Genomic DNA, 26,364 nt, shown 5'->3' on the forward strand with positions numbered 1-26,364 from the left:
CGCGGCCTTCCGTGGGTGTGTCAGGCGAACGAGCCGTGACAATGCTTATATTTTTTACCCGATCCGCAGGGGCAGGCCTCGTTGCGGCCGATCTTGCCCCAGGTCTTCGGATTGTTCGGATCGCGTTCCTCCGGGCTCACGACGCGCAGGTCTTCGAGCACGGCCGTATCGCCGAAATCATCCTCGCCGGTCAGGCCGTCAAAATGATGGACTTCCATGGGCGGCAGTTCCGGCGACGGCGCGTCGGCAGCCTCGCGCACGATCTCGACGCGCATCAGCTGCGTCGTCACGTTCTGGCGAAGATTGGTCAGCATCGTCTGGAAGAGTTCAAAACCTTCGGTCTTGTACTCGTTGAGCGGATCGCGCTGCGCGTAGCCGCGGAAGCCGACGACCGAGCGCAGGTGGTCGAGATTGACCAGATGTTCGCGCCACAGCGCATCCATCGTCTGCAGGATGACCGACTTCTCGACATAGGCCATAATTTCCGGGCCAAAACGTTCGGCACGGTCGCCAGCAGCCTTTTCGACGGCTTCAAACAGCCGTTCGCGCAGGTCGTCCGGGGCAATATTGTCTTCGTTCGCCCACTCGGTGATCGGCAGGTCGAGATTGAGGATGGTGCGGACATCCTCATCCAGCTGCTTCACGGTCCACTGTTCGGCATAGGCGCCTTCCGGGGCATGGCGCTGGATCAGGTCATCGACCACGTCTTCGCGCATTTCCGCGGTGGTCTGGCTCAGATCCGTGCCGTCCATCAGTTCGAGACGCTGTTCGAAGATCACCTTGCGCTGATCATTCATCACGTCATCGTATTTCAGCAGGTTCTTGCGGATGTCAAAGTTGCGGGCTTCGACCTTCTTCTGCGCCTTTTCCAGGGCCTTGTTGATCCAGGGATGGACGATGGCCTCGTCTTCCTTCAGGCCCAGCTTCTGCAGCATGCCGTCCATACGCTCGGAACCGAAAATGCGCATGAGATCGTCCTGCAGCGACAGGAAGAACTTTGACCGGCCCGGATCGCCCTGACGGCCGGAACGACCGCGCAGCTGGTTGTCGATACGGCGGCTTTCATGGCGCTCGGTGGCCAGCACGTAGAGACCGCCGGCGGCAAGCGCCTTCTCCTTGAGGCGGGCGATATCATCGCGGATGGCGGCTTCCTTGGACTTGCGCTCTTCGCCCTCGGCCATATCCGCCAGCTCGTGCTTGACGCGCATCTCGAAATTGCCGCCGAGCTGAATGTCGGTACCGCGGCCAGCCATGTTGGTGGCGATGGTGATGGCGCCGGGGACACCGGCCTGGGCGACGATATAGGCTTCCTGCTCGTGATAGCGGGCGTTCAGGACCTGGAAGTCCTTGAAGCCTTCCTTGCGCAGGCGCTCGGCCAGCTGTTCCGATTTCTCGATCGACGTGGTGCCGACGAGAACCGGCTGGCCCTTGGCGCGGGCTTCGTGGATGTCACGAACGATCGCCTTGTATTTTTCCTCGACCGTCCGGTAGACCTCGTCATCCTCGTCAATGCGCTTGACCGGATTGTTGGTCGGGATTTCCGTGACTTCCAGGCCGTAAATATTGCCGAATTCTTCCGCTTCCGTCGATGCCGTACCGGTCATGCCGGCCAGCTTGTTGTACATGCGGAAATAGTTCTGGAAGGTGATCGAGGCCAGGGTCTGGTTTTCCGGCTGGATCGTCACATGTTCCTTGGCTTCCAGTGCCTGGTGCAAGCCTTCCGAGAAACGGCGGCCCGGCATCATGCGGCCGGTGAACTCGTCGATGATGACGATTTCGTCGTTGCGGACGATATAGTCCTTGTCGCGCTGGAACAGCTTGTGGGCGCGCAGGGCATTGTTGACGTGATGGACCACGGCAACGTTCTCGATGTCGTAGAGACCTTCGCCCTTCAGATGGCCGGCGGCCTTCAAAAGGTTTTCCAGCTTTTCCGTGCCTTCTTCGGTGAAGATCGCGGTCTTCTGCTTCTCGTCGATTTCGTAATCGGCCGGTTCAAGCGGCAGAATGAACGTGTCGATGAGATTGTAGAAATCCGAGCGGTCATCGAGCGGGCCGGAAATGATCAGCGGCGTGCGGGCTTCATCGACAAGAATCGAATCCACTTCGTCGACGATCGCGTAGTTGTGACCGCGCTGCACCATCTGCGCGCGCTCATATTTCATGTTGTCGCGCAGATAGTCGAAGCCGAGTTCGTTGTTGGTGGCGTAGGTGATGTCGGCAGCGTAGGCGGTGCTGCGCTCCTCGTCATCGAGGCCATGCACGATGATGCCGTAGCTGAGCCCGAGGAAGTTGTAGAGCTGGCCCATCCACTGCGCGTCGCGGCTGGCGAGATAGTCGTTGACCGTGACGACGTGAACGCCCTTGCCTTCCAGCGCATTGAGGTAGACCGGCAGGGTCGCAACCAGCGTCTTGCCTTCACCGGTGCGCATTTCCGAGATGCCGCCGCCGTGCAGAACCATGCCGCCGATGAGCTGCACGTCGAAGGGGCGCATGCCGAGAACACGCTTGGCCGCTTCACGCACAACGGCAAAGGCCGGCACGAGCAGATCGTCAAGCTTGGTTCCGCCGGCAAGGCTTGCACGGAATTCCACCGTCTTTGCTTTCAATTCATCGTCAGTGAGTGACGACATTTCGGCTTCGAGCGCATTGATCTGTTCAACGCGCGGCTTGAAGCCTTTGACACGGCGCTCATTGGAAGAGCCGAAAATCTTGCGGGCGAGGCCGCCGAAACTGACCATCCCTGGTCCTCTCTTGTTCGTTTCGCTAGGAAAACCTAGCTTTTAGGGTCCGAAGCCCGGCATGGAGAATGCCTGATACAATACGGACACTGAGTCAAATGTATAAGCCTATCTGTTGCCAAGCTATCTGGACGCAAAGCCGATGGACAGATAAGAGGGGGCTCGAATGATGTCAATGTTGAAGCAGCACGCAGTTGATCGCTTCGTCAAGGCAAAATTCTGCCGTAATCATAGCCCGTACCGGTCCTCCTAAGGAGAAATTGACCTATGAACCAATTGCGTAAAACCCTTTCATTCATGACTGCTGCTGTGTTTTTGACCGGTGTTTCCTCCGTGGCCATGGCCCAGGATGCCGGTAAAGCCGGTGCTGCAAAACCGGATGCCGCCAAGGCGGATGCCGTCAAGGCCGATCCGAACAAGGTGCTGGCCACGATCAATGGCGACAAGATCACCTCCAAGGACGTCGACCAGATTTCCGCCGATCTCGATCCGCAGTTCGCCCGTCTTCCGGACGAGCAGCGTCGTTTGGCCGCTCTGGCCGCCATCATCGACATCAAGGCCCTGGCCGCCAAGGCGGAAGCCGAGAAGCTGGATGCCACGCCGGAATTCAAGGCACGCATGCAGTTCCTGAAGGATCGTGCCCTGCACAATGATTTCTTCAAGCAGCAGGTTGTCGACAAGATCACCGACGCCGATGTGCGTGCCCGCTATGACAAGGAAATGGCAGCAATGCCGCCGCAGAACGAAGTTCGCGCCCGTCATATCCTGGTCAAGACCAAGGAAGAAGCCGAAGCGATCATCAAGCAGCTCGACGGCGGCGCTTCCTTCGAAGACGTTGCCAAGGCAAAGTCGACCGACGGATCGGCAGCACAGGGCGGCGATCTCGGCTATTTCTCCGCCGGACAGATGGTCCCGGAATTCGAAAAGGCGGCAATGGCGCTTGATGTCGGCAAATACACCAAGGAACCGGTCCAGACACAGTTCGGCTTCCACGTCATCAAGCTGGAAGACAAGCGCGTGCAGCAGCCGCCGGCATTCGATCAGGTCAAGGATCAGGTGAAGTCGATCCTCATCCGTGAACGCTATGTCGAGCTGGTCAAGAAGGAACGCGCCGACCTGAAGATCCAGTACACCGATCCGGAAACCGAAAAGGCCATGAAGGCCGCTACGGACGCCCAGGAACAGTAATATCCTGAATATCCTGGCCCGGGATTTCGGTCCCGGGCCTTGACCCCTTTGAAAATGCCACCGCACTGAACCTTGTCAAACACCTTTTCGAGGTAACCGATGTCCACGTCTGTCTCTCCCCTGGCTCCCAAACATGTCCCGGCCATGCCCGAAATTCGCGGCGTCCGGATCGCGACCGCTGAAGCGGGAATCAAATATAAGGGCCGAACGGACGTTCTCCTGATCGTATTCGACAAGCCGGTGGCGGTGGCCGGTGTGTTTACCCGGTCCAAATGCCCGTCAGCGGCGGTGGATTTCTGCCGTGACAGCCTGAGCGGCGGCAAGGCCCGCGCGGTTGTCGTGAATTCCGGCAATGCCAACGCCTTCACCGGCAAGAAGGGCCGCGAGTCGACCAAGGCGACGGCGGCCGCTGCCGCCAAGGCAATCGGCTGCAAGCCCGGCGAAGTGTTTCTCGCCTCCACCGGTGTCATCGGCGAACCGCTGGATGCCGGCAAGTTCAGCCATCTGCTCGAGGATATGGCCAAGAGCGCCACGTCCGAACGCTGGCAGGACGCGGCCAGTGCCATCATGACAACCGATACATTCCCTAAAGTTGCAACCGAAACCGTCCTGCTTGGCGGTGTGCCGGTGACCATCAACGGTATTGCCAAGGGTGCGGGCATGATCGCCCCCGACATGGCAACGATGCTGTCCTTCGTGGCCACCGATGCGCCGATCGCCTCCGATATCCTGCAGAAACTCCTGTCCAAGTCGGTGGGCAAGAGCTTCAATTCCGTGACGGTCGACAGCGACACCTCCACATCCGATACACTGCTGCTGTTCGCAACGGGCACCGCTGCCGAACGCGGGGCGGAACCGGTGACGAAGGAAAAGGACAAGCGCCTGAAAGCCTTTGCCAAGGCACTCGACCGCGTGTTGAAAAACCTGGCCCTGCAGGTCGTGCGCGACGGCGAGGGCGCGCGCAAGATGCTCGAGATCACCGTGACGGGCGCGACGTCCTCGCGTTCGGCCAAGCGTATCGCTTTGTCGATCGCCAATTCACCGCTGGTCAAGACGGCAGCGGCCGGCGAAGACGCCAATTGGGGCCGCATCGTCATGGCGGTCGGCAAGGCCGGCGAGCCGGCGGACCGGGACCGTCTTGCCATCTGGTTCGGCGATATCCGCGTTGCCCGCCATGGCGAGCGCGATCCGGACTATTCGGAAGCCGCGACATCCGACTACATGAAAAACGAGGATATTGCCGTCAAGGTTGATATCGGGCTCGGCAAGGGCAAGGCCACGGTCTGGACCTGCGACCTCACCAAGGAATATGTGACGATCAACGGCGATTACCGCAGCTGATGGATTTGGATCGGAGCACGATGCCGCTGGCCCAGATCCGGCAGATCGAGGCTGTCGGGTTCAGGGCCTGGCCAGCCGCGTCGGTTCACTACGACGGCAGCTGGGCGATCCGCATGACGGCATGCCACCCGTCCAAACGCCTGAACTCGGTCAATCCGCTCGATCCGGGCGACACGGACAATATGGAACAGCGTGTTGCCCGCGCTGTTCAACGTTTGCGCGCCTATGGCCGTCCGCCGGTGTTTCGGCTGTCGCCGCTCGCGCCCGCGGTGCTGGATGCCTATCTCGATGCGTCGGGCTGGTCGCGCTTTGATGAGTCCCTCGTCATGGTGGCGGATCTTGGAAACATCGATCTGTCCGATGCCATCGATCAGATTCCCCTGCGCGATACCGGCCGGTACGTCGATGCCGCGGTTGCGGTGCAGCAGGAAAATCCATCGGCCAAGCCCGGCCTGATTGAGGTGATCAATGCCATTCGTCCGGCCAAGGGCCTGTTTGTCGTCGAAGAGGACGGCGAGCCGGTTTCGACCGCGATCTGCGTGCAGGATGGTCTGCTGGCAGGACTGTTCAACATCGGCACGCTGGCGGCGAGCCGCCGCAGGGGGCATGGGCGGATGATCGTCAAGTCGGCCATCAAATGGGCCGCGCAGCATGGCGCCAAGCGGGGCTGGCTGCAGGTGGAAGCCGACAACGCCGGTGCCATTGCACTTTATGAGAAGATCGGCTTTGCCGAGGCATATCGTTACGCCTACCGGCAGGCGCCAGACGCATGAGCGATGCACCCAAACACCCCATCCTGCTTGTAACGGCGTGTGCGCTCGTCGATGCCGACGGGCGGGTGTTGCTGACCCAGCGGCCAGAGGGCAAGTCGCTGGCCGGCCTGTGGGAGTTTCCCGGCGGCAAGGTGGAGCCCGGCGAAACGCCGGAGGAAAGCCTGATCCGCGAACTGCGGGAAGAACTGGGAATCACAGTCAAGCCGGCATGTCTGGCGCCGCTGACCTTTGCCAGTTTCACCTATGAGACATTCCATCTGCTGATGCCGCTGTTCATCTGCCGCCGCTATGAGGGTATTCCGCGCTCCATGGAAGGCCAGGCACTGAAATGGGTGCGGCCGAAAGACATGCGCGATTACCCGATGCCGCCTGCCGATATCCCGCTGATCCCGTTCCTGATCGACCTTCTCTGACAGCAAATCGTGGTTAAGATTTCATCACCGTCAAATTAACCCAAATCGTTAATCGATCCTTCACGCGAATGGGCGACTTTTAATCAAGGACGGATCAATTTTTCCAGGTGGTGCATGGGGTATAAATTCGACAATCTCGACGAGGCTGCAGCGCAGACCAGGACATTCCTGGGTGCGGGAACTGGCATCTTGCGCATAACCCTTTTATTCGGTTCTGCTGCAATCGCACTCGCACTGGTTGTTGCACCGCTTGCCGACCGCAAGTCGAAATCCGTGGTGGACTACGCGTCGAGCCGATCCATCGACACGATGTCGACCGGCTCGATCAAGAAGGCGGCGCCGTCCGAATACACGATCCGTCGCAGCGTTTTGCAGAAATCTCCCGATTCCGTCTGCATCATCAACAGCAACGGCAGCAAAAGCGGCGACTGCTGAGCCTGCCGGCTATTTCTTTTCCAGGGTTTCGACGTCTTTGAGGAAATCGGCGAGCGACGCCTTGGCTGAGCCGGGTTTCAATGGCTTCTGCTGCGATTCATGCGCCGCCCAGCCGGACATCCAGATAAATGAGAACGTTGCCCGGATCCGGCCATCCGGATCGCTGAAGCGTTCCGCATAGATTTCAGCCGCTCGCAAGAAGAAGCGGCGGGTCAGCGGCTTGCGCGACCGCCCGAAGAGAATGTTCTGCATGCCCATAGCGCGCAGATCGCGCATGAGTGCGAACAGGGAATCGTAGCGCACGGTGTAGGTTTCGATATCGGTCACCGGCAGGGTAAAGCCCGCGCGCTGCAACAGGCCGCCGACATCGCGTACATCGGCAAAGGGTGCGACGCGCGGCGACGCCCCGCCGCTGATTTCGCTTTCGGCGGCCAGCAGAACCTCACGCAGCTCCGATAGGGTGGCCTCGCCGGCCATGGCGCCGAGGAACAGGCCGTCCGGCTTGAGCGCGCGCCTGATCTGCAGCAGCGTGCCGGGTGTATCGTTGGTCAGGTGCAGCGACAACAGCGAAACGATCAGTCCGGCACCCGCCGGTTTCAGGGGCAGCATTTCCTCATCGGCAACGACGGAGGGAAACGCCGCATCGAGAAAGCGGGCATCCTGTTCGATACGGATGATGCTGCCGGCCTTGCCGGAACGTTCGATCGCCTTGGCTGCCAGTCCGGTGTGGCTGGCAAGATCGACGGCGATGTCAAAACTGCGCTCGACCGCGGACAGGCGCTCTTCCAGATCATCGGCGGCACGGGCAAGCAGGAAGTCGCCCGTCATCCCGTGCTGGCGAAGCGCGCGCAGGCGCCTTTGCCGAAGCAAATTCCGATCGAAGATCCTGTGCTGATCCATTCCGAATTTCTCTGATCAATGTATAGTTCTTCCCGCTAAATGCGTTGCCCCGGATGGAATTGCAATGGAAACCGCCCGCGCTTTTGCGCGCATCGTGACAAATCGCCTGTTCATGCTGCTGTTTCCGCCGGTTTGTGCGGAATGCCAGAGTCTTGTCTGCGAGCCGGGCAGCCTTTGCGCGGCCTGCTGGTCAAAAGTCCGCTTTATCGAAAAACCCTATTGTCCGGTGCTCGGCATTCCCTTCAGCCATGATCTCGGCGCGGAAATTCTCTCCGCCGAGGCGATCGCCGATCCGCCGCCGTTCCGCCGTGCGCGATCGGTTGCCGTCCATGAGGGGGCGATCAGCACCATGGTGCGCCAGCTGAAATACAGCGACCGGACCGACCTTGGCCCCTGGATGGCCCGGTGGATGGCGCGGGCCGGCAGCGAACTGCTGGCCGAATGCGATGTCATCGTCCCGGTTCCCCTTCATGCGCGGCGGTTCTGGCTGCGCCGGTTCAACCAGTCCGCCGAACTTGCCCGCCATCTCAGCGGGATCAGCGGCAAGCCGTTCGAGCCAGGCGCCCTGAAACGGGTCAAGCCGACCCGACAGCAGGTCGGACTTGGCGCCGCGGAGCGCGCGGTGAACGTCAGGGGCGCGTTCAAGGTGCCGGACAACCGGGATATCAGGGTGCGCGGACGCAGGGTCCTCCTGATCGATGACGTCTACACGACCGGCGCAACGGTGAAGGCTGCAACCCGCGCATTGCTGCGCGGCGGCGCTTCCAGCGTCGATGTCTTGACCTTTGCACGCGTTCTGTCGAAAGAATTATCTGTCTAACAGTTGTTTTGCGGAAAAAACGGGTCTTTGCGCTTTGATTGCGGACGCCTATATAGACTTTATAGTGGAGTATGATGATGGTCGATGTCACAATCTATACGCGCGATGGCTGCGGCTATTGCACGGCTGCCAAGGGCCTTCTGGACAAGAAGGGCGTGGCTTTTGTCGAACACAATGCAACGGCGCAACCCGATGCGCGGCAAGCCATGCTGGCGCGCGCCAATGGGCGCACGACCTTTCCGCAGATTTTCATTGGCGCCGTGCATGTCGGCGGTTGTGATGACCTTTATGCGCTTGAGCAGCAGGGGCGTCTTGACCCGCTGCTGAAGACCGGCGCACTGGCGTAAGGAACGGACAATGAGCTCATTTCGTGCAGCGGCCATCCAGATGCGCTCCGGCGTCGATCCCCAGCGCAATGCGAACGATCTTGCCGGTTATGTGGCCGATGCGGTCGGCCAAGGCGCCGTCTACGTGCAGACCCCCGAAATGACGGGCGCGCTGCAGCGCGACCGCAAGGCGCTCGCCGATGTGCTGCGCGCAGAAGAGGACGACGTCATCGTGCGCACCGCGTCGGAACTGGCGGCAGAACACGGCATTCACCTGCATATCGGCTCGACCGCCATTGCCCGCGAAGACGGCAAGATCGCCAACCGCGCCTTTCTGTTCGGGCCGGATGGCAAGATCATCACCCGCTATGACAAGATCCACATGTTCGACGTCGATCTCGACAATGGCGAGAGCTGGCGCGAGTCGGCCGTTTACGCGCCGGGTTCGGATTCCGTCGTCGCCACGCTGCCCTTTGCGCGGCTGGGCTTTGCCATCTGCTATGATGTGCGCTTCCCGCAGCTGTTCCGCGCCCAGGCCCTGGCCGGTGCGTCGGTTCTGACAGCCCCTGCCGCTTTCACGCGCCAGACCGGCGAGGCGCACTGGCACGTCCTGCAGCGCGCCCGCGCTATCGAGAACGGCGCCTTTGTCATTTCGGCGGCGCAGGGCGGCGTGCATGAGGATGGCCGCGAAACCTTCGGCCATTCGATCATCGTTGCGCCGTGGGGCGAGGTTCTGGCGGAAGCCAGCCACGCGGACCCGGCCGTGATCGTTGCCGATATCGATCCATCCCAGAGTGCGGCGGCCCGGTCGAAGGTCCCCAATCTTAAAAATGCCCGTCCGTTTGGTCTGGTCATTCAGTCGGATGACGGCCAGAGCGAGAGGCAATCGGCCGCGTCATGATCCGCTTTTCGCTTCACTGCGCGCAGGACCACGAATTCGAAGGGTGGTTCCGCAGCAATGATGATTTCGACGACCAGTCGAACAAGCGGTTGGTCATGTGTCCAGTCTGCGGTTCGCACAAGGTGGAAAAGGCGTTGATGGCTCCTTCCGTGACCACGGCACGGCAGAAGGAGAAGATGGCTGTTGCCATGAGCAAAATGGTCAGCGAGCTGAAGGAAGTCGCGCGGAAGGTGCGCGAGAATGCCGATTATGTCGGCGCTGATTTTGCCGAGGAAGCACGAAAGATCCATTTCGGCGAAGCGGAGCAGCGCGGGATTTACGGCGAAGCCTCGGGCGAGGAGGTGCAGTCGCTGCTGGAAGACGGCGTCGATATCATGCCGTTGCCGACCTTCCCTGAAGACCACAATTGAACTTGCCACTTTAACGCGAACGTCTAAGCTGCCGCAGTCTTCACAGTCCTGCCGGATGCATCCATGCCATTTCTGAATTCCGCTCCCGCGCTGCTCGTCCTGACCGGCGCCTTCCTCGGATTGACGCTGCCGTTCGGCAAGCTGGCCTTTGGCGCCGGAATAACTCCGGCGGTCTGGGCCTTCGTGATTTCGACGGGTGCTGGCGTCGTGCTCCTGCTGGCGTTTCTGGCTATGGGCAAGCGGCCGCTGCTCAACGGGCGCATGGCCCGGTATTATCTCGTCACGGCGCTGATTTCCTATGCCATCCCCAATCTGATGACGCTGTCGGCCATTCCGCATCTCGGGTCAGGCTTTACCGGCATCATGTATACGCTCTCGCCCGTCTTCACCCTGTTGCTGTCGATGCTTTTCAAGATCAAGCGGCCGAATATGCTGGGATTGCTCGGCATTCTCACGGGATTTGCCGGGGCGGTGCTCGTCGGCTTCACCAGGGGGCAGGTGGGCCAGCCGGCCGAACCGTTCTGGGTTGTCGTCGGCCTGCTCATTCCGGTCCTGCTGGCGCTCGGCAATGTCTACCGTACCGTCGACTGGCCGCAGGGTGCCGATCCGACCGAGCTTGCGGCGGGCAGCCACCTGACGACAGCCCTGTTGCTGATTCCGGTTATTTTCTATGCCAGCGGCAGTTTTGCCGTCGGGCCGCTTGGCAATGTGCCATGGCTGGTGGTGGCGCAGGTTCTCGCTTCCACCTGCATGTTTGCGCTGTATTTCCGCCTGCAGGCCGTCGGCGGTCCGGTTTATCTCAGCCAGATCGGCTATGTCGGCGCTGCGGTGGCGCTGATCGCCGGAACGCTGTTCCTCGGCGAAAGCTATCAGCTGGCAACATGGGCCGGGGCCGTCATCATCACGATCGGTGTGCTGATGACCACCAGGGCGCAGCGGATGATGACGAAGGCTACGGCCTGATTGCCAGCACCATGTAGTTGACGTCGGTATCGGTCGAACGGTTCCAGCTGTCGGCGAGCGGATTGTAGGTGACGCCGACCTTCTCCGTGATTTCAAGCCCGGCCTGTGTCAGCGGCCCCTCAAGCTCTTCCGGTCGCACCAGCTTTTCGTACTGGTGGGTGCCGCGCGGCAACCAGCGCAAGACATATTCGGCGCCGAAAATGGCAAGGCCGAGCGCCTTCAATGTGCGGTTGATGGTGGCGACGAAGGTCACGCCGCCCGGCTTGACCATCTGCGCACAGGCGGTGAGATAAAGCTCCACATCGGCGACATGCTCGACCACTTCCATGTTCAGGACGATATCAAACTGCTCCCCGGCCTCTGCCAGCGCTTCGGCTGTCGTGGCACGGTAATCGATATCGAGGCCGCTTTGGGCCGCATGAATTTTGGCCACTTCGATATTGGTCTCGCTGGCATCGGCACCGACAACAGCAGCGCCAAGCCGGGCCATCGGCTCGCATAGCAGGCCGCCGCCGCAGCCGATGTCGAGCAGGCGAAGGCCGGCAAACGGCCGCGGGCTGTTCGGATCGATACCGTAATGGGCGCAGACCTTTTCCTTGATGTAGGCGAGGCGCGTCGGGTTGAACTTGTGCAGGGGGCGGAACTTGCCCTGCGGATTCCACCATTCGGCCGCCATGCGCGAAAAACGGTCTACTTCGGCGGCATCGATCGTGCTGCGTTGGGCTTCGGTCATGGCAACGTCCTTTTTGCTGCCTCTGGAGTGGCCCCTTCCGGCAAAAAATGTCAAGACGCAAATTCCGCTTCCCGGGCATGTGTGTTATCCATTAGTATCTATTGTTATCAAATGATGCACCAATTATGGTCGCAACAGCGTTGAGGAATGGATGCCATGACAAGCATTGCACTCGGGGACCATTATGAGCGTTTCATCAAGAAACAGCTCGAAACCGGTCGCTATAACAATGCCAGTGAGGTTGTGCGGGCAGGTCTGCGTATGCTGGAAGATTTTGAAGAGGCGCGGGAAAACTGGCTGCGCAAAGAAATTCCCAGTCGGCTGGAGGAACTGCAGAAGGATCCGGCCATGGGTATTCCTGCCGAGAACGTGTTCGCTGCTCTCGAGGCACGGGGCCGTGGCGCGAAAGCCAGGTAGCCATTGATTACAAGGTCGTATTTCATCCACGGGCCGAGCAGGAACTGGTTGAACTTTACGACTATATCCGTGCCAATGCCAATCCGGAGCGTGCGCAAGCGTTTCTGGCCGGTATTCGGGACTGTTGTCTTGGGCTCGCGACGTTTCCCAAACGCGGTAGCATTCGGGACGACATCATGGCGGGCGTGCGCATCATCGGGTACAGGCGCAGCGTCAGCATCGCGTTTGCGGTGAGATCGGACCGTGTGCTGATTTTGGGCGTTTTCTATGGTGGGCGCGACATCACCGCCGATCTCTTGCAGAATCGTGATTGAATTTCACGTTTCTTTTGTCCGAGGACCAAGATTGACCTTCAACGACAGGCTGCGTCCAAAAACCTGACGGGCTTGATCTCGCGTTCTTGCAGTTGCGTCATAATTTCGTTATGGGAAACCGCGCTCCGCTTTCGACAGGGCGGATCGTTTTCGATCCCATTTTCAAGCCTTTCCAGAATGGTATTTCCCATGGCACGCATTGTGATGAAATTCGGCGGCACTTCGGTGGCCGATATCGACCGCATCCGTAATGTGGCCCGGCATGTCAAACGTGAAGTTGATGCAGGGCACGAAGTCGCGGTCGTCGTTTCCGCAATGGCAGGGAAAACCAACGAACTCGTCGCCTGGACCCGCCAGACCTCGCCGATGCACGATGCCCGCGAATACGATGCCATTGTCGCCTCCGGCGAGCAGGTGACGGCGGGATTGCTTGCAGTTGCCCTGCAGCACATGGGCGTGCACGCGCGGTCCTGGCAGGGCTGGCAGATTCCGATCAAGACGGACAATGCGCACGGCGCGGCACGCATCATCGACATTGACGGCTCTTTTCTGATCGAGCGTTTCAAGGAAGGCCAGGTTGCCGTCATCGCCGGTTTCCAGGGCATCGGCCCGGACAACCGCATTTCGACGCTCGGCCGTGGCGGTTCGGATACAAGTGCCGTGGCGATTGCCGCCTCGGTCAAGGCGGATCGTTGCGACATCTACACGGATGTCGATGGCGTCTATACCACCGACCCGCGTGTCGAACCGAAGGCCCGCCGGCTGTCACGCATTTCGTTTGAAGAAATGCTCGAGATGGCGTCCCTTGGGGCGAAAGTTCTGCAGGTGCGGTCCGTCGAGCTTGCGATGGTGCACAAAGTGCGCACATTTGTGCGATCCAGTTTCGAAGACCCCGATGCGCCGGGCATGGGTGATCTGATCAATCCGCCCGGTACACTTATTTGCGACGAGGAAGAAATCGTGGAACAGCAGGTTGTAACAGGAATTGCCTACGCCAAGGACGAAGCTCAGATTTCCTTGCGCCGTGTTGCAGACCGTCCCGGTATTTCCGCCGGCATTTTCGGCCCGCTGGCCGAAGCGCACATCAATGTCGACATGATCGTGCAGAACATCTCCGAGGACGGATCGAAAACCGACATGACCTTTACGGTTCCCTCGGGCGATCTCGACAAGGCGCTGGCTGTTCTGGAAAAGGTCAAGGCAGAGATCGGTTGTGACATCATCCAGTCGGAAGCCGGCATGGTCAAGGTCTCGGTGATCGGCATCGGTATGCGAAGCCACGCGGGCGTTGCGGCGACTGCATTCCGCGCATTGGCGGACAAGGGCATCAACATTCGCGCCATCACCACCTCGGAAATCAAGATTTCCATTCTGATCGACGGTCCCTATGCGGAACTTGCGGTTCGGACTTTGCATTCTGTCTACGGTCTGGATAAGCATTAATTTACCGTCTAAGACAGAGATTCTGTTTGTCGGTGAACGTCTCGACTGACATGATGAATCAAAGAGTTGATTGGCAAGACCATTCCGGTCTTGCCAATAATAATATGGAGCAGATGGGTGCCCACGCGCGAGCAGATATCAGGTCCTCGTGTCATGCTGAAGCGTCTCCGCGAATTGATGGCGGAGGCTCTTGAGCCGCAGGAGAGGCTTGACCGGATCGTTCGCGAAATCGCGCAGAACATGGTCGCGGAAGTGTGCTCGTTTTACGTCCTGCGCTCGGATGGTGTTCTCGAACTCTATGCAACCGAAGGTTTGAATCCGTCCGCAGTTCACTTGGCGCAGTTGCGGCTTGGCCAAGGTCTTGTCGGTACGATCGCCTCGAGCGCCCGGCCACTCAACCTGACGGATGCCCAGACCCACCCGGCCTTCGCCTACCTGCCGGAAACGGGTGAAGAAATCTACAACTCCTTCCTCGGCGTGCCGATCCTGCGGGCCGGGCGGACGCTTGGTGTTCTCGTTGTGCAGAACCGGACCAAGCGCGTCTACCGCGAGGATGAGGTTGAAGCGCTCGAAACCACGGCGATGGTCCTGGCGGAAATGGTCGCCGCGGGCAGCCTGACCCGACTGGCGCGGCCGGGTGTCGAGCTGGATCTCGGCAAGCCCATGAGCTTTTCCGGCAGCGCCTTCAACGATGGCGTCGGTCTTGGCCATGTCGTGCTGCACGAGCCGCGCATCGTCGTCACCAATCTCTTCAACGAAAACATCGATACGGAAATCGACCGGCTTGAAACCTCGCTGGGTTCGCTGCGCATTTCCATCGATGACATGCTGTCGCGTCGCGACGTGGCCTTTGAAGGTGAACACCGCGAGGTCCTGGAAGCCTATCGCATGTTCGCGCATGACACCGGCTGGGTGCGGCGTCTCGAAGAGGCAATCCGCAATGGCCTGACGGCAGAAGCAGCCGTGGAGAAGGTCCAGAGCGACACGCGTGCGCGGATGATGCATCTGACCGACCCCTACATGCGCGAACGGCTCAGTGATTTCGACGATCTTGCCAACCGGTTGTTGCGCCAACTGATGGGCCGTGACGTGAAGACCATGGCCGGCTCGCTGGCCAAGGACGCCATCATCATAGCCCGCTCCATGGGTGCTGCCGAACTTCTTGATTATCCGCGCGAACGCCTGCGCGGACTGGTTCTCGAAGACGGTGCGGCGACCAGCCATGTGGTGATCGTCGCCCGCGCCATGGGTATTCCCGTCGCCGGCCAGGTCAAGGGCGTCGTCTCCATGGCTGAAAACAACGATGCGGTCATTGTCGATGGCGATGACGGCCGGGTGCATCTGCGACCGCAGGCGGATGTCGAGGCGGCCTATTCGGAAAAGGTCAGGTTCCGCGCCAAGCGGCAGGCGCTCTACCGCGAATTGCGCGACAAGCCTTCGGTGACCAAGGACGGCGTGCCGATCGCGCTGCTGATGAATGCCGGGCTGCTCGTGGACTTGCCCCAGCTGACCGAAGCCGGGGCGGCGGGCATTGGCCTGTTCCGCACGGAACTGCAATTCATGGTGGCGTCGACCTTCCCGCGGGCCGAACAGCAGGAGCGGCTCTACCGTTCGGTGCTCGATGCGGCGGGCGACCGGCCGGTGACATTCCGCACGCTCGATATCGGCGGCGACAAGGTGCTTCCCTATTTCCGTAGCAATGTGAACGAGGAAAACCCGGCGATGGGCTGGCGGGCGATCCGCCTGACGCTCGACCGTCCGGGCCTGCTGCGCACACAGGTGCGCGCCCTGCTGAAGGCAGCCGGCGGGCGTGAATTGCGCCTGATGATTCCGATGGTCACGGAAGTGGCTGAGGTGCGCAAGGCGAGTGAACTGATCAACCGCGAAGTGCAGCACCTCTCGCGCTTTGCCCACAACCTGCCGACGCGGGTGAAGATCGGTGCAATGGTCGAGGTGCCGTCGCTGCTCTGGCAGCTCGACGAACTGATGTCGGTGGTGGATTTCGTTTCGGTCGGCTCAAACGATCTGTTCCAATTCGTCATGGCGGTTGATCGCGGCAACTCGATGATCACCGACCGGTTTGACAATCTGTCGGTGCCGTTCCTGCGGGTGCTGCGCCAGATTGCGCAGGCTGGCGTCCGCAACAATACGGACGTGACGCTGTGCGGGGAAATGGCAGGCAAGCCGCTTTCGGCCATGGCCCTGATCGCGCTGGGTTTCCGCTCCATTTCCATGTCGCCGGCCTCCATCGGCCCGATCAAGGCGATGCTGGGTACACTCGATGTCGGTGAATTGCATGCGCAGCTGACCGATGCCATCGACAATCACGGCGACACCGGTTCGCTGCGGCATGTCCTGAACAAATTCGCAGAGCGAACAGGCGTTGCGCTGTGAAATCTGCAGAGGTAATGAACTAAAATGATGTCCATTCCGCAGGATCGTATGGATCAGCTGCTGAAGCGGTTTTCCATGATTGAAACGCAGATGGCGAGCAATCCGGATTCCGACACCTATGTGAAGCTTGCATCGGAATATTCCGAGCTGGAACCGGTGGTTGCCAGGATTCGCGATCTGCTGGCATCGCGCAGCGAAGCCGACGATCTGAAATCCATGCTCAACGATGCGGCGACCGACAAGGATATGCGCGATCTCGCCGAGGCGGAACTGCCTGATATCAATGAACGTATCGAAGCGCTGGAACAGGACATTCAGGTTCTGCTCCTGCCGAAGGATGTCGCCGACGAGCGCAATGCCATTCTGGAAATCCGCGCGGGAACGGGCGGCTCGGAAGCTGCGCTGTTCGGTGGCGACCTTTTCCGCATGTATGAACGCTATGCGTCGGCCAACGGCTGGCGGGTCGAGCTGATTTCGGCCAGCGATGGTGAAGCCGGCGGCTACAAGGAAGTGATCGCCATGGTTTCGGGCAGGGGGGTTTTTGCCAAGCTGAAATTCGAGTCGGGCGTGCACCGGGTGCAGCGCGTGCCGGATACGGAAGCAAGCGGCCGCATCCATACCTCTGCCGCCACTGTTGCCGTACTGCCGGAAGCCGAGGAAATCGATATCGATATTCGCGCCGAAGATATCCGCATCGACACGATGCGTGCGTCGGGTTCGGGCGGCCAGCACGTCAACACAACGGACTCGGCAGTGCGCATCACGCATATCCCCTCGGGCATCGTCGTGGTGCAGGCGGAAAAATCCCAGCACCAGAACCGCGCCCGCGCCATGCAGGTGCTGCGGTCCAGGCTGTTTGACATGCAGCGGCAGAAGGCCGACAGCGAGCGTTCGGAAGCGCGGCGCAGCCAGGTGGGCTCCGGCGACCGTTCGGAGCGCATCCGCACCTATAATTTTCCGCAGGGCCGCGTCACCGACCATCGCATCAACCTGACGCTGTACAAGCTCGACCGCATCATGGAAGGCGATCTGGATGAACTGATCGGGGCGCTGATTTCCGACCATCAGACAGCGCTTCTCGCCCAGATGAATGACGGGTATTGACGGCATGGTTGAAGGTGGTTCGCGCCTTGCTGATGTCCACATTCAGGCCCGTTCTGTCCTCAACAAAGCTGGCATTGAAAATGCGGAGCTTGATGCGCGCCTTCTCGTTGAATGGATCACCGGCTTTGACCGGCTTGAAACGATCCGCAATCCGCACAATGAGGTGGCGGCGGACGTCCTGACCCGGCTCGACACGGTGCTTAACCGGCGAATCAACGGCGAATCAGTGCACCGGATCATTGGCCGGCGCGCCTTTTTCGGGCTGGAATTTTCACTGTCCGCCGATACGCTGGAGCCCCGGCCCGACACGGAAGCGCTGGTCGAACTTGCCCTGCCATTTCTGCAGCAACGCGTGGCGGAGAACGGCGTTGCCGATCTCATCGACCTTGGAACGGGCACAGGCGCCATCGCCATTGCCTTGCTGGGTCAGGTCCCGCATCTTCGGGCGATCGGCGTGGATATTGCGCCGGGCGCTCTTGTAACGGCGCGCGACAATGCCCATCTCAATGGCGTGTCCAATCGGTTCGCCGTGCTGCATTCCAACTGGTTTGCTGAGGTAACTGGCGGATTTGACATGATAATTTCCAATCCGCCCTATATCCGGTCGAAAGACATAGTGGATTTGCAGCCCGAAGTGGCAATGCACGATCCGGTTCTGGCGCTGGATGGCGGCGCGGATGGCCTTAAGCCCTATCGCATCATTGCGGAACAGGCGGACAGGCATCTGCGCGTGAACGGCGCAATTGCCGTGGAAATCGGCTATGATCAGCGGATGGATGTCGAGGCGATTTTTGCAAGATCAGGCTTCGCCTTGAAGGGTCTGCAGACGGATATCGCCGGGCACGAAAGAGCAATGTTGTTCATGAAGCTGTAAAATTATTGAAAAAAGGCTTGGAATTTGTCGCGAAGGCGGCTAGTTTCCAGTCACCGCTCTAAACCGAACAAGTCTGGTTTTGCCTATCAAGAGATTGATACGGAATTTTCCGGGTGTTTGATTTCTCCTCGGAATTGTTCTTGGAGGGATGGTTTTAGCGGAAGCACAAAAGTTTTATGAACTTTGGATGCGATTGAAGCGCGGGGCGCGCTTCAGGTCGGCACTTGAGAAGCGAAGCTTTTTGACTCAAATGGTGAGCAAATGAGCGCCCCTGATTTTCTGAAAAGAGATAAGTATGAGGCCAGTACAGCAGAATAGGCGCATGCGCGGACGCGGTAACAACAACCGCAAAGGTCCCAACCCACTTTCCCGTAACTACGAGAGCAACGGTCCCGACGTTAAAATCCGGGGAAATGCTCAGCACGTCGCCGAAAAGTACACCACTCTGGCGCGTGACGCACAGAGCAGTGGTGATCGCGTGATGGCAGAAAACTATCTCCAGCACGCCGAACATTACAATCGAATCATTCTTGCTGCTCAGGCTCAGGCACCCGTTCAGTATCAGCGCGATGACCGCGATGACCAGGACGATGATGGCGTCTACGATGATGACGGCAACGAACAGCAGCAGGACCGTCCGGTCCAGCACCAGCAGATCAATGGCAGCGGACCGCAGCCGGTGATCGAAGGAACGCCTGCGGAAGTTGCCTATGGCGAAGAGCCGGTCAGCCAGCGGCAGCCGCATCAGCAGCGCAGGCAGTATAACCAGGCTCCGGTTGCCGAAGAGAACGCCTCCAGTGATGAGGGCGAAACGGAAGCGGAATCCGGCGAATCCCAGGAAGCGGCTGAAGCAAAGCCGGCACGCCGGGCACCGCGTGGCCGCAGGCCAGCGCGTCCGCGTGAGCCGCGCGTAACCGAGGAAAATGCAGCGCCTGCTGCTGCTGCTCCAGATACCGCCAATGATCTTTCCCCGGCCAGCATCGTGGCCGAAGTGAAGAAACGCCGGGCAGCTGTCGAATCCGACGTCTGACCCACGTCAAACACCTGATTTTGCAAACGGCGCGGAATAGTTTCCGCGCCGTTTTCTTTTTTCAAATTCCTGCTTTGGGAGTATCTTGCGGGCGCAGGAAAGCATTCCCATATGAGCTCTGACCGTATGGATCTGCCTCTTGCAGGGGATCCGTCACCAGAAGACTCCAGGATGCCGCTTCAGGGTTCTGGGGAAAAGGAGACAAAGAATGAATCTTGAAAAATACACTGAGCGCGTTCGCGGCTTTATCCAGTCTGCACAGACCTTCGCACTTTCTTCCAACAACCAGCAGTTTGCACCGGAGCATTTGCTCAAGGTTCTCGTTGATGACGAGGAAGGCCTTGCCGCATCGCTGATCGAGCGGGCGGGCGGACGTATAGCCGATGTGCGCCTGGGGTTGCAGGCCGCGCTCAATGCGCTGCCGAAAGTCACCGGCGGCAACGAACAGCTGTATCTTGCCCAGCCGCTTGCCAAGGTTTTCGCCACGGCGGAAGAGCTTGCCAAGAAGGCCGGCGACAGTTTTGTCACGGTTGAACGGCTGCTGACGGCGCTTGCCATCGAGAAGTCGGCAAAAACATCGGAAATCCTGAGCCGCGCGGGCGTGACCGCCGCGGGCCTCAATGCGGTTATCAACGATATCCGCAAGGGCCGCACCGCCGATTCGGCTTCCGCTGAAAACACCTATGACGCGTTGAAGAAATATGCGCGCGACCTGACCGCCGATGCGCGGTCGGGCAAGCTCGACCCGGTGATCGGCCGCGACGACGAAATCCGCCGGACGATCCAGGTCCTGTCGCGCCGCACCAAGAACAATCCGGTTCTCATCGGTGAACCCGGCGTCGGCAAAACGGCGATCGCCGAAGGGCTGGCGCTGCGCATCGTCAATGGCGACGTGCCGGAGTCCTTGAAGGACAAGCAGCTGATGGCGCTCGACATGGGTGCGCTGATCGCCGGTGCGAAATATCGCGGCGAGTTTGAAGAGCGCCTGAAGGGTGTGCTTTCCGAAGTGCAGTCGGCCAATGGCAACATCATCCTGTTCATCGACGAGATGCACACGCTGGTCGGCGCCGGCAAGGGCGAAGGGTCGATGGATGCATCGAACCTGCTGAAACCTGCCCTGGCACGCGGCGAACTGCATTGCGTTGGCGCGACGACACTCGACGAGTATCGCAAACACGTGGAAAAGGACCCGGCTCTGGCCCGGCGGTTCCAGCCGGTGTTTGTCGACGAGCCATCGGTCGAGGATACGATTTCGATCCTGCGCGGATTGAAGGAGAAATATGAACAGCACCACAAGGTTCGCATTTCCGATTCGGCCCTGGTTGCCGCCGCAACGCTGTCGAACCGCTATATCACCGACCGCTTCCTGCCGGACAAGGCGATCGACCTGATTGACGAGGGCGCGGCGCGCCTGCGGATGCAGGTGGATTCCAAGCCGGAAGAACTCGACGAAATCGACCGCCGCATCATGCAGCTGAAGATCGAACGCGAGGCTCTGAAGGTCGAGAAGGACGATGCATCAAAAGATCGTCTGGAGCGGTTGGAAAAGGAACTTGTCGAACTTGAGGAACAGTCCACGGCCCTGACCAACACCTGGCAGTCGGAAAAGCAGAAGCTCGGGCATGCGGCTGACCTGAAAGGTCAGCTGGATGAAGCGCGCAATGCCTTGGCAGCCGCGCAGCGCAACGGTGAATTCCAGAAGGCGGGCGAGCTTGCCTATGGCACGATCCCGCAGCTGGAAAAGCAGCTGGCGCAGGCCGAGCAGCAGGATGGATCGACCTCGATGGTCGAGGAAATCGTCACACCTGATCATATCGCGCAGGTTGTGTCCCGCTGGACAGGTATCCCGGTTGACCGGATGCTGGAAGGCGAGCGTGAAAAGCTGTTGCGTATGGAAGACGAACTGGCCAAGCGGGTCATCGGACAGGGTGAAGCGGTTCAGGCCGTTTCCAAAGCCGTGCGCCGTGCCCGTGCCGGTCTGCAGGATCCGAACCGGCCGATTGGCTCGTTTATTTTCCTCGGACCGACCGGTGTCGGCAAGACGGAGCTCACCAAGGCTCTGGCCGCGTTCCTGTTCAGCGACGAAACCGCCATGGTTCGCATCGACATGTCCGAATATATGGAGAAGCATTCGGTCGCGCGTCTGATCGGTGCGCCTCCCGGCTATGTCGGCTATGAGGAAGGCGGAGCGCTGACGGAAGCGGTCCGGCGCAGGCCTTATCAGGTTGTCCTGTTCGACGAGATCGAAAAGGCGCATCCGGATGTGTTCAACGTGCTGTTGCAGGTGCTCGATGACGGGCGTCTGACGGATGGTCAGGGCCGGACGGTGGATTTCCGCAATACGCTGATCATCATGACGTCCAACCTCGGTGCGGAATATTTGACTGCGCTGCGCGAAGACCAGGATGTGGAAAGCGCCCGCGAGGACGTGATGAACGTGGTCAAGGCCTCGTTCAGGCCGGAATTCCTCAACCGCGTGGACGAGATCATCCTGTTCCACCGCCTGAAGCGGAACGAAATGGGGGCGATCGTGGCGATTCAGATGGAGCGTCTGCAGTCCTTGCTGGCGGATCGCAAGATCACCATCAAGATCGACGAGGATGCAACCCACTGGCTGGCGGACAAGGGCTATGATCCTGCCTATGGTGCACGGCCATTGAAGCGCGTGATCCAGAAGCAGGTGCAGGATCCGCTGGCGGAGAAGATTCTGCTCGGTGAGATTCTCGATGGTTCCACCGTCAAGATCACCGCGGGTTCCGATCGGCTCAATTTCAGGTCGGTCAAATCCGCGCCCGATCGGGACAAGAGCGAAGCCGCTTGAGCCCTGTTCCGGCAAAGAAGCGAAGAATCGGAATGGCCGCCGCATGGCGGCCATTTTCATGTCTGCTTCATGCTGTAGATGCGACGATAAAAGCGCCGCATTAACCATAAAGACAGGAAAGTCGGTCATTTATGCTTAAGAGTGCGTTAGCAGAAACCGGAAGTTGAAAATATGGCGTTTCGTCATTTGATTGTGTTTGCATTGCTTTTTGCCGCCATTCCGGCGGTATCGGCGCCCATATCGCCCGTGCAGGCGGCAAGCCTCACGGCAAGCGCCCAGGCGAATCAGGCGCCCTTTGCCGTTGCGCAATTGTTCGAATCGGACCGGCGGCCGCGCCGCGGCGAATACCGCGTTTATTTCGATGAGTATAACCGCCGGGTGACGGTGGATCGCCGTGGCCGGGTGGTTTCGGTCGAAGAGCCGCGCAATGATGCCAATGACGGCCGCGGCATCGACTATTTTCCCGATGCGCCGCAGGATCCCTACGATACCGGATCAATTCCCGAAGATCCCTATGCGAATCGCCCGAACGACCCGTATCGGGGGCAACCATCGCAACCGTCCGAGCGCGACTATCGCACGGTCGAGCGCGCGCCGCTGCCGCCGGCCAACAATCAGCCGGATATTGCGCCGGCGTCTCCCGGTCTGATCGATCCGGAAATGCCGGGCGAAAATCTGGCATCGCCACCATCGCAGGAAGCCATCCCGGCACATCCCAATCCGGCGCCCACCGTGCAACTGCCCAAGGGGCAGGGTGCCAAGAGCAAGATTGCTGCCATCCAGGTGCTCCTCGACCGGGTCGGCGTTTCGCCCGGCGTCATCGACGGCCGCAAGGGCGGCAATGTCGACAAGGCCGTGGCGGCTTTCGAGGAAATGACCGGCCAGAAATTCGACCCGCTCAACGAAGCGGGAATCAATGCCTCGCTCGAACAGACGGGCGGGCCTGCCTTCGTTGCCTATACAATAACATCGGAAGATGCGGCCTATCCCTTCGTTGCTTCGATCCCCGAGGATTACAGCCACAAGGCCCAGCTCGAGCGGATGGCGTTCACCTCTGTTCCCGAGATGCTGGGCGAGCGCTTTCACATGGACGAGGCTTACCTGAAGGAAATCAATCCGGGCGCGGATTTCAATCGCCCCGGCACGGTGATCCAGGTTGCCAATCCCGGCCAGAATGTCGGCGGTTCGGTGACCAAGATCATCGCCGACAAGGGCCGCAAGCAGGTGCGCGGCTATAATGCCGAGGGGAGGCTCATCGTGGCCTATCCCGCGACCATCGGCTCGACCGATACGCCGTCGCCGTCAGGGATCGTGCAAGTGGAGCGCATAGCGATCAACCCCAACTACACCTACAATCCCAAGCTGAACTTCAAGCAGGGCGAAAACAACAAGGTGCTGACCATTCCGCCCGGTCCCAATGGGCCGGTGGGTACGGTCTGGATCGCACTGTCGAAGCCGACCTATGGCATCCACGGTACGCCGGAACCGTCAAAGATCGGCAAGACCAACAGCCATGGCTGCGTCCGCCTGACCAATTGGGATGCGACGGAATTGTCGAAGCTGGTGCAGAAAGGCGTGACCGTGGAGTTTCAGGAGTAAAACCTGGAGCAGCGGTCAGCCGCTGGCGGCAACCTTGGGTGCGTTACCGTTATCGTCCTTCAGCAGTTGATCAATGCGCTCACGCTCGCGCTTGAAGGCGGTGAGATCATCGCCGCCAAGGGCCCGTCCGCCGGGCAGGCGGATGCGCATCGGGTCCACTTTCGACCCGTTGACGATGACTTCATAATGCAGATGCGGACCGGTCGACAGACCGGTCGAGCCGAGATAGCCGATCACCTGGCCCTGCCGGACCTTGGCACCCGGTGTCACACCGGCCGCAATGGCGTTCTGGTGCGAATAGCTGCTTTCATAACCGTTGGAATGCCGCAGGACCGTCTGGTTGCCATAGCCGTTGGTCCAGCCGGCGCGTTCGACCACGCCGTTGCCGGCCGCGATGATCGGCGTGCCGCGCGGCGCGGACCAGTCGACGCCCGTATGCATGCGGGAATAGCCGAGAATGGGGTGGCGGCGCATGCCGAACGGTGAGCGGAACACACCATTGGGCACGGGATTGCGCAGCAGGAACTGTTTTGAGCTGCGGCCGTTCTCGTCATAATAATCGGTCGAGCCGTCGGCCGAATGGAATCGGTAGAATTTGCGCAGGTTGCCGCCGAAATTGGCGGCGACATAGAGTATCTCCGATTCCTCGCCCGCTCTTTCCGAATCGGCCGGCAGCGAGAAGAACGCTTCCAGCTGGTCGGTCGGGGCAAGCTGCGCCTGGAAATCCACATCCGACGCCAGCATGCGGATCAGCTGCTGGATCATCGTGTCGGTCATGCCATAGGCGATGCCCGCACGATAAATGCCGTCATAGACCGTGGGAAGATCGCCGGGCTGGCGCGAGGCGGGCGGGTTGTCGTCAAAGGCAAGCTGCAGTCCCGGTGTCATCTCCGGTTCGTCGGCCGGCACATACTGGTCCTTGTCGTTGAGGGCGATGGTCAGAATGTGCGTGGTGCCGTTGTAGACGCTCGACCGCATGATCCGGTCGACACCGTCGTGCGATTCAATCCCCAGACGCAGGACACTGCCGCCCTTGAGGCGCGGCGAGTTGAGAAGTTTCGCGATCGCTTCGGACATGCCGGTGGCATCCTCGTCCTCGTAGCCCGCTTCATTGAAGGCGCCGAGGATGTCCTTGTCGTTGCGGAACGGGATCAGCTCTTCCGAGTAGCCATGGCTTTCGGCATCTTCGCCCATTCGGGGCGAGACGCTGACATTTTCCTGGATGATCTTGACCGCAAGCGGATTGCGCAGGTTGAAAGGATCCTCGTCGGCGCCGAAGCGCAGGGGATCCACGTAGTGCAGCGAGGCCACCTGAACCGCGCCGTCGGTCAGCAGCGCGCCGGTGTTGCGGACAACGTCTTCCACTTCGTCGGCGCTCAAATCGTCCGACGGATCGAACTGTGCGGTGGCGAGGGGAAAGTCCACGGTGCGCAGGCTGACTTCACTTTCCACCTTGGCGCCGTAGATCATGCCGGTCTTGGGGGTGGGGTCGGTTCCTTCGTTGGCCTCGGCAAACACATCCAGCGGATTGAAGCCGGGATATTTGCGGTTGCTGCTGTGGACAGAGGCAAGCGCGATGCGGACATATTCAAACGGTGTGGAGCGGATGACGTCGCGTTCGCCTTCTTTGAAGACCGTGGAGACATCAAGACGGCGGCGGTCGCGGTTGCGGCGGACCGGCGTGGTCGCGGCAACGCGCGTGCCCTTGGCCACGCTGCTGTTGTCCCTGGCGGTAGGGACGATGGTGCGGGCCATCAGTTCCGGCGGCGTCGCCAGCTGTTCGCGGCCATCAAGCGCGGCAAACAGGGCCACACCCATCAATACACTGGAGGTAATGCCGGTCAGAAAGGTCCCGGCCAGCCATCGTGCCGATATTTCACGGCGATCGGGCGGGCCGCGACGCCCGTCTGTAATCAACGGCGGTTCGTTGCCCGGATCGATGGATGAGTGCCCCTCGTACTCTTTCATGCTTCTCAGTGTCGATCCTGTCGCCGTTATTGATGCAGGCTTATTTGATTTTTCGGCGCGTGCCGACCAGCCATTTACTGGTACGAAGTCAACAAGGCCGCAGTTTTGCCCTCGCAGCTTCCATCTGTCAACGCGCCGATCGTGAAGAGTGCCTATATAGAGAGATACCCGTCATGATCCCCGGAAATGAACCCGCGCATGCGAGCCAGCGCTAGGGTTTGAATCCGGCATGTTTGTGGCCGCGGCCATCACAATACGCTTCGGCGGCTTATTTGCCGGCGTTTCGTCCAGCAAATACGGGGCTGTGGATAAATCGTGTCACATTTTTGATAAAAAACGCAAAAGGCGTGTTGACAGTTTTGGTTGGTGGGGTCTATATACCGACACAACGAGGGCGGGGCGCCGCTGGCGGTTGCTGAATGCGCCCTAAAGGAAGCTCTCAAGTGGTTTTCGGATTGT

23 protein-coding genes are annotated in these 26,364 nt (G+C 60.0%); 19 read left to right on the plus strand and 4 right to left on the minus strand.

Annotation, left to right across the window (positions count from 1 at the left end; translation table 11 throughout):
- Positions 1-20: 20 nt before the first annotated feature.
- Complete coding sequence (gene secA / locus ACP7B1_RS03420; RefSeq protein WP_346308203.1) at positions 21-2,738, minus strand: preprotein translocase subunit SecA; 2,718 nt, start codon at positions 2,736-2,738, stop codon at positions 21-23.
- A 267-nt stretch (positions 2,739-3,005) separates the two neighbouring features.
- Between secA and ACP7B1_RS03425 the strand changes: the two genes are divergently transcribed.
- The 5 genes from ACP7B1_RS03425 (at position 3,006) to ACP7B1_RS03445 (ending at position 6,888) form a co-directional block, all read left to right on the plus strand.
- Complete coding sequence (locus tag ACP7B1_RS03425) at positions 3,006-3,926, plus strand: peptidylprolyl isomerase (RefSeq protein ID WP_374042751.1); 921 nt, start codon at positions 3,006-3,008, stop codon at positions 3,924-3,926.
- Positions 3,927-4,025: 99 nt separating this feature from the next.
- Positions 4,026-5,267 carry a bifunctional glutamate N-acetyltransferase/amino-acid acetyltransferase ArgJ gene (gene argJ / locus ACP7B1_RS03430; protein WP_346308202.1) on the plus strand — a complete coding sequence of 414 codons (1,242 nt, stop codon included), beginning with the start codon at positions 4,026-4,028 and terminating at the stop codon, positions 5,265-5,267.
- 20 nt (positions 5,268-5,287) lie between these two features.
- Entirely contained in the window at positions 5,288-6,040 is a 753-nt protein-coding gene (locus ACP7B1_RS03435) for a GNAT family N-acetyltransferase (RefSeq protein WP_346308201.1), read from the plus strand.
- Positions 6,037-6,453: a (deoxy)nucleoside triphosphate pyrophosphohydrolase gene (locus tag ACP7B1_RS03440; protein ID WP_346308200.1), complete on the plus strand. Its 417-nt coding sequence runs from the start codon at positions 6,037-6,039 to the stop codon at positions 6,451-6,453. Before ACP7B1_RS03435 ends, ACP7B1_RS03440 begins: the two co-directional genes overlap by 4 nt.
- A 114-nt stretch (positions 6,454-6,567) precedes the next feature.
- Positions 6,568-6,888, plus strand: coding sequence for a hypothetical protein (locus ACP7B1_RS03445; RefSeq protein ID WP_346308199.1), 321 nt, complete (start codon positions 6,568-6,570; stop codon positions 6,886-6,888).
- A gap of 9 nt (positions 6,889-6,897) precedes the next feature.
- Here ACP7B1_RS03445 and ACP7B1_RS03450 read toward each other — a convergent pair whose 3' ends face one another.
- On the minus strand, positions 6,898-7,788 hold the full coding sequence (locus ACP7B1_RS03450) for a methyltransferase domain-containing protein (RefSeq protein ID WP_346308198.1): 891 nt from the start codon (positions 7,786-7,788) through the stop codon (positions 6,898-6,900).
- Positions 7,789-7,852: 64 nt separating this feature from the next.
- Between ACP7B1_RS03450 and ACP7B1_RS03455 the strand changes: the two genes are divergently transcribed.
- From ACP7B1_RS03455 to ACP7B1_RS03475, 5 genes are all read left to right on the plus strand, one after another.
- Positions 7,853-8,608, plus strand: a complete 756-nt coding sequence (locus ACP7B1_RS03455; RefSeq protein WP_403180915.1) for a ComF family protein — start codon at positions 7,853-7,855, stop codon at positions 8,606-8,608.
- Positions 8,609-8,685: 77 nt separating this feature from the next.
- A complete protein-coding gene (grxC, locus tag ACP7B1_RS03460; RefSeq protein WP_346308196.1) occupies positions 8,686-8,955 on the plus strand; it encodes a glutaredoxin 3 in 270 nt (89 codons plus the stop codon).
- Positions 8,956-8,965: 10 nt separating this feature from the next.
- Entirely contained in the window at positions 8,966-9,835 is an 870-nt protein-coding gene (locus tag ACP7B1_RS03465) for a carbon-nitrogen hydrolase family protein (protein WP_346308195.1), read from the plus strand.
- Positions 9,832-10,245: a DUF1178 family protein gene (locus tag ACP7B1_RS03470; RefSeq protein ID WP_346308194.1), complete on the plus strand. Its 414-nt coding sequence runs from the start codon at positions 9,832-9,834 to the stop codon at positions 10,243-10,245. The genes ACP7B1_RS03465 and ACP7B1_RS03470 overlap by 4 nt, the downstream gene beginning before the upstream one ends.
- Positions 10,246-10,308: 63 nt before the next feature.
- Positions 10,309-11,208: a DMT family transporter gene (locus tag ACP7B1_RS03475; protein WP_346308193.1), complete on the plus strand. Its 900-nt coding sequence runs from the start codon at positions 10,309-10,311 to the stop codon at positions 11,206-11,208.
- On the opposite strand, the gene ubiG is transcribed toward ACP7B1_RS03475, so the two are convergent.
- The gene (gene ubiG / locus ACP7B1_RS03480; protein WP_426136476.1) at positions 11,198-11,941 is read right to left on the minus strand and encodes a bifunctional 2-polyprenyl-6-hydroxyphenol methylase/3-demethylubiquinol 3-O-methyltransferase UbiG; all 744 of its coding nucleotides are present in this window, start codon (positions 11,939-11,941) and stop codon (positions 11,198-11,200) included. The genes ACP7B1_RS03475 and ubiG overlap by 11 nt on opposite strands.
- A gap of 156 nt (positions 11,942-12,097) precedes the next feature.
- On the opposite strand from ubiG, the gene ACP7B1_RS03485 reads away from it, so the two are divergent.
- The 9 genes from ACP7B1_RS03485 to ACP7B1_RS03525 all read left to right on the plus strand — a co-directional run bounded on the left by ACP7B1_RS03485 (position 12,098) and on the right by ACP7B1_RS03525 (position 23,937).
- Complete coding sequence (locus ACP7B1_RS03485; RefSeq protein WP_346308191.1) at positions 12,098-12,358, plus strand: type II toxin-antitoxin system ParD family antitoxin; 261 nt, start codon at positions 12,098-12,100, stop codon at positions 12,356-12,358.
- A 2-nt stretch (positions 12,359-12,360) separates the two neighbouring features.
- Positions 12,361-12,672 carry a type II toxin-antitoxin system RelE/ParE family toxin gene (locus ACP7B1_RS03490; RefSeq protein ID WP_346308222.1) on the plus strand — a complete coding sequence of 104 codons (312 nt, stop codon included), beginning with the start codon at positions 12,361-12,363 and terminating at the stop codon, positions 12,670-12,672.
- Positions 12,673-12,861: 189 nt separating this feature from the next.
- The gene (locus ACP7B1_RS03495) at positions 12,862-14,115 is read left to right on the plus strand and encodes an aspartate kinase (RefSeq protein ID WP_182552176.1); all 1,254 of its coding nucleotides are present in this window, start codon (positions 12,862-12,864) and stop codon (positions 14,113-14,115) included.
- Between the two features lie 153 nt (positions 14,116-14,268).
- Positions 14,269-16,509, plus strand: a complete 2,241-nt coding sequence (ptsP, locus tag ACP7B1_RS03500; RefSeq protein ID WP_346308190.1) for a phosphoenolpyruvate--protein phosphotransferase — start codon at positions 14,269-14,271, stop codon at positions 16,507-16,509.
- 24 nt (positions 16,510-16,533) lie between these two features.
- Positions 16,534-17,613: a peptide chain release factor 1 gene (gene prfA, locus ACP7B1_RS03505; protein WP_346308189.1), complete on the plus strand. Its 1,080-nt coding sequence runs from the start codon at positions 16,534-16,536 to the stop codon at positions 17,611-17,613.
- 4 nt (positions 17,614-17,617) lie between these two features.
- A complete protein-coding gene (gene prmC / locus ACP7B1_RS03510; RefSeq protein ID WP_426136513.1) occupies positions 17,618-18,487 on the plus strand; it encodes a peptide chain release factor N(5)-glutamine methyltransferase in 870 nt (289 codons plus the stop codon).
- Between the two features lie 295 nt (positions 18,488-18,782).
- Complete coding sequence (locus ACP7B1_RS03515; protein ID WP_346308187.1) at positions 18,783-19,517, plus strand: DUF4167 domain-containing protein; 735 nt, start codon at positions 18,783-18,785, stop codon at positions 19,515-19,517.
- A 208-nt stretch (positions 19,518-19,725) separates the two neighbouring features.
- Positions 19,726-22,338, plus strand: coding sequence for an ATP-dependent chaperone ClpB (gene clpB / locus ACP7B1_RS03520; RefSeq protein ID WP_426136480.1), 2,613 nt, complete (start codon positions 19,726-19,728; stop codon positions 22,336-22,338).
- Between the two features lie 171 nt (positions 22,339-22,509).
- Complete coding sequence (locus tag ACP7B1_RS03525) at positions 22,510-23,937, plus strand: L,D-transpeptidase family protein (protein ID WP_346307781.1); 1,428 nt, start codon at positions 22,510-22,512, stop codon at positions 23,935-23,937.
- Positions 23,938-23,952: 15 nt separating this feature from the next.
- On the opposite strand, the gene ACP7B1_RS03530 is transcribed toward ACP7B1_RS03525, so the two are convergent.
- The gene (locus ACP7B1_RS03530; protein ID WP_346307782.1) at positions 23,953-25,905 is read right to left on the minus strand and encodes a M23 family metallopeptidase; all 1,953 of its coding nucleotides are present in this window, start codon (positions 25,903-25,905) and stop codon (positions 23,953-23,955) included.
- Positions 25,906-26,364 lie beyond the last annotated feature (459 nt).

The sequence above is a fragment of the Phyllobacterium sp. SL163 genome (genome assembly GCF_049896885.1).
Taxonomy (GTDB): Bacteria; Pseudomonadota; Alphaproteobacteria; order Rhizobiales; family Rhizobiaceae; genus Phyllobacterium; species Phyllobacterium calauticae.

What these genes read in the sequence shown, in the direction of transcription:
- secA (WP_346308203.1), bottom strand. Translation starts at nt 2,738, where the DNA reads ATGGTCAGTTTCGGCGGCCTCGCCCGCAAGATTTTCGGCTCTTCCAAT.
- ACP7B1_RS03425 (WP_374042751.1), top strand. Translation starts at nt 3,006, where the DNA reads ATGAACCAATTGCGTAAAACCCTTTCATTCATGACTGCTGCTGTGTTT.
- argJ (WP_346308202.1), top strand. Translation starts at nt 4,026, where the DNA reads ATGTCCACGTCTGTCTCTCCCCTGGCTCCCAAACATGTCCCGGCCATG.
- ACP7B1_RS03435 (WP_346308201.1), top strand. Translation starts at nt 5,288, where the DNA reads ATGCCGCTGGCCCAGATCCGGCAGATCGAGGCTGTCGGGTTCAGGGCC.
- ACP7B1_RS03440 (WP_346308200.1), top strand. Translation starts at nt 6,037, where the DNA reads ATGAGCGATGCACCCAAACACCCCATCCTGCTTGTAACGGCGTGTGCG.
- ACP7B1_RS03445 (WP_346308199.1), top strand. Translation starts at nt 6,568, where the DNA reads ATGGGGTATAAATTCGACAATCTCGACGAGGCTGCAGCGCAGACCAGG.
- ACP7B1_RS03450 (WP_346308198.1), bottom strand. Translation starts at nt 7,788, where the DNA reads ATGGATCAGCACAGGATCTTCGATCGGAATTTGCTTCGGCAAAGGCGC.
- ACP7B1_RS03455 (WP_403180915.1), top strand. Translation starts at nt 7,853, where the DNA reads ATGGAAACCGCCCGCGCTTTTGCGCGCATCGTGACAAATCGCCTGTTC.
- grxC (WP_346308196.1), top strand. Translation starts at nt 8,686, where the DNA reads ATGGTCGATGTCACAATCTATACGCGCGATGGCTGCGGCTATTGCACG.
- ACP7B1_RS03465 (WP_346308195.1), top strand. Translation starts at nt 8,966, where the DNA reads ATGAGCTCATTTCGTGCAGCGGCCATCCAGATGCGCTCCGGCGTCGAT.
- ACP7B1_RS03470 (WP_346308194.1), top strand. Translation starts at nt 9,832, where the DNA reads ATGATCCGCTTTTCGCTTCACTGCGCGCAGGACCACGAATTCGAAGGG.
- ACP7B1_RS03475 (WP_346308193.1), top strand. Translation starts at nt 10,309, where the DNA reads ATGCCATTTCTGAATTCCGCTCCCGCGCTGCTCGTCCTGACCGGCGCC.
- ubiG (WP_426136476.1), bottom strand. Translation starts at nt 11,941, where the DNA reads ATGACCGAAGCCCAACGCAGCACGATCGATGCCGCCGAAGTAGACCGT.
- ACP7B1_RS03485 (WP_346308191.1), top strand. Translation starts at nt 12,098, where the DNA reads ATGACAAGCATTGCACTCGGGGACCATTATGAGCGTTTCATCAAGAAA.
- ACP7B1_RS03495 (WP_182552176.1), top strand. Translation starts at nt 12,862, where the DNA reads ATGGCACGCATTGTGATGAAATTCGGCGGCACTTCGGTGGCCGATATC.
- ptsP (WP_346308190.1), top strand. Translation starts at nt 14,269, where the DNA reads ATGCTGAAGCGTCTCCGCGAATTGATGGCGGAGGCTCTTGAGCCGCAG.
- prfA (WP_346308189.1), top strand. Translation starts at nt 16,534, where the DNA reads ATGATGTCCATTCCGCAGGATCGTATGGATCAGCTGCTGAAGCGGTTT.
- prmC (WP_426136513.1), top strand. Translation starts at nt 17,618, where the DNA reads ATGGTTGAAGGTGGTTCGCGCCTTGCTGATGTCCACATTCAGGCCCGT.
- ACP7B1_RS03515 (WP_346308187.1), top strand. Translation starts at nt 18,783, where the DNA reads ATGAGGCCAGTACAGCAGAATAGGCGCATGCGCGGACGCGGTAACAAC.
- clpB (WP_426136480.1), top strand. Translation starts at nt 19,726, where the DNA reads ATGAATCTTGAAAAATACACTGAGCGCGTTCGCGGCTTTATCCAGTCT.
- ACP7B1_RS03525 (WP_346307781.1), top strand. Translation starts at nt 22,510, where the DNA reads ATGGCGTTTCGTCATTTGATTGTGTTTGCATTGCTTTTTGCCGCCATT.
- ACP7B1_RS03530 (WP_346307782.1), bottom strand. Translation starts at nt 25,905, where the DNA reads ATGAAAGAGTACGAGGGGCACTCATCCATCGATCCGGGCAACGAACCG.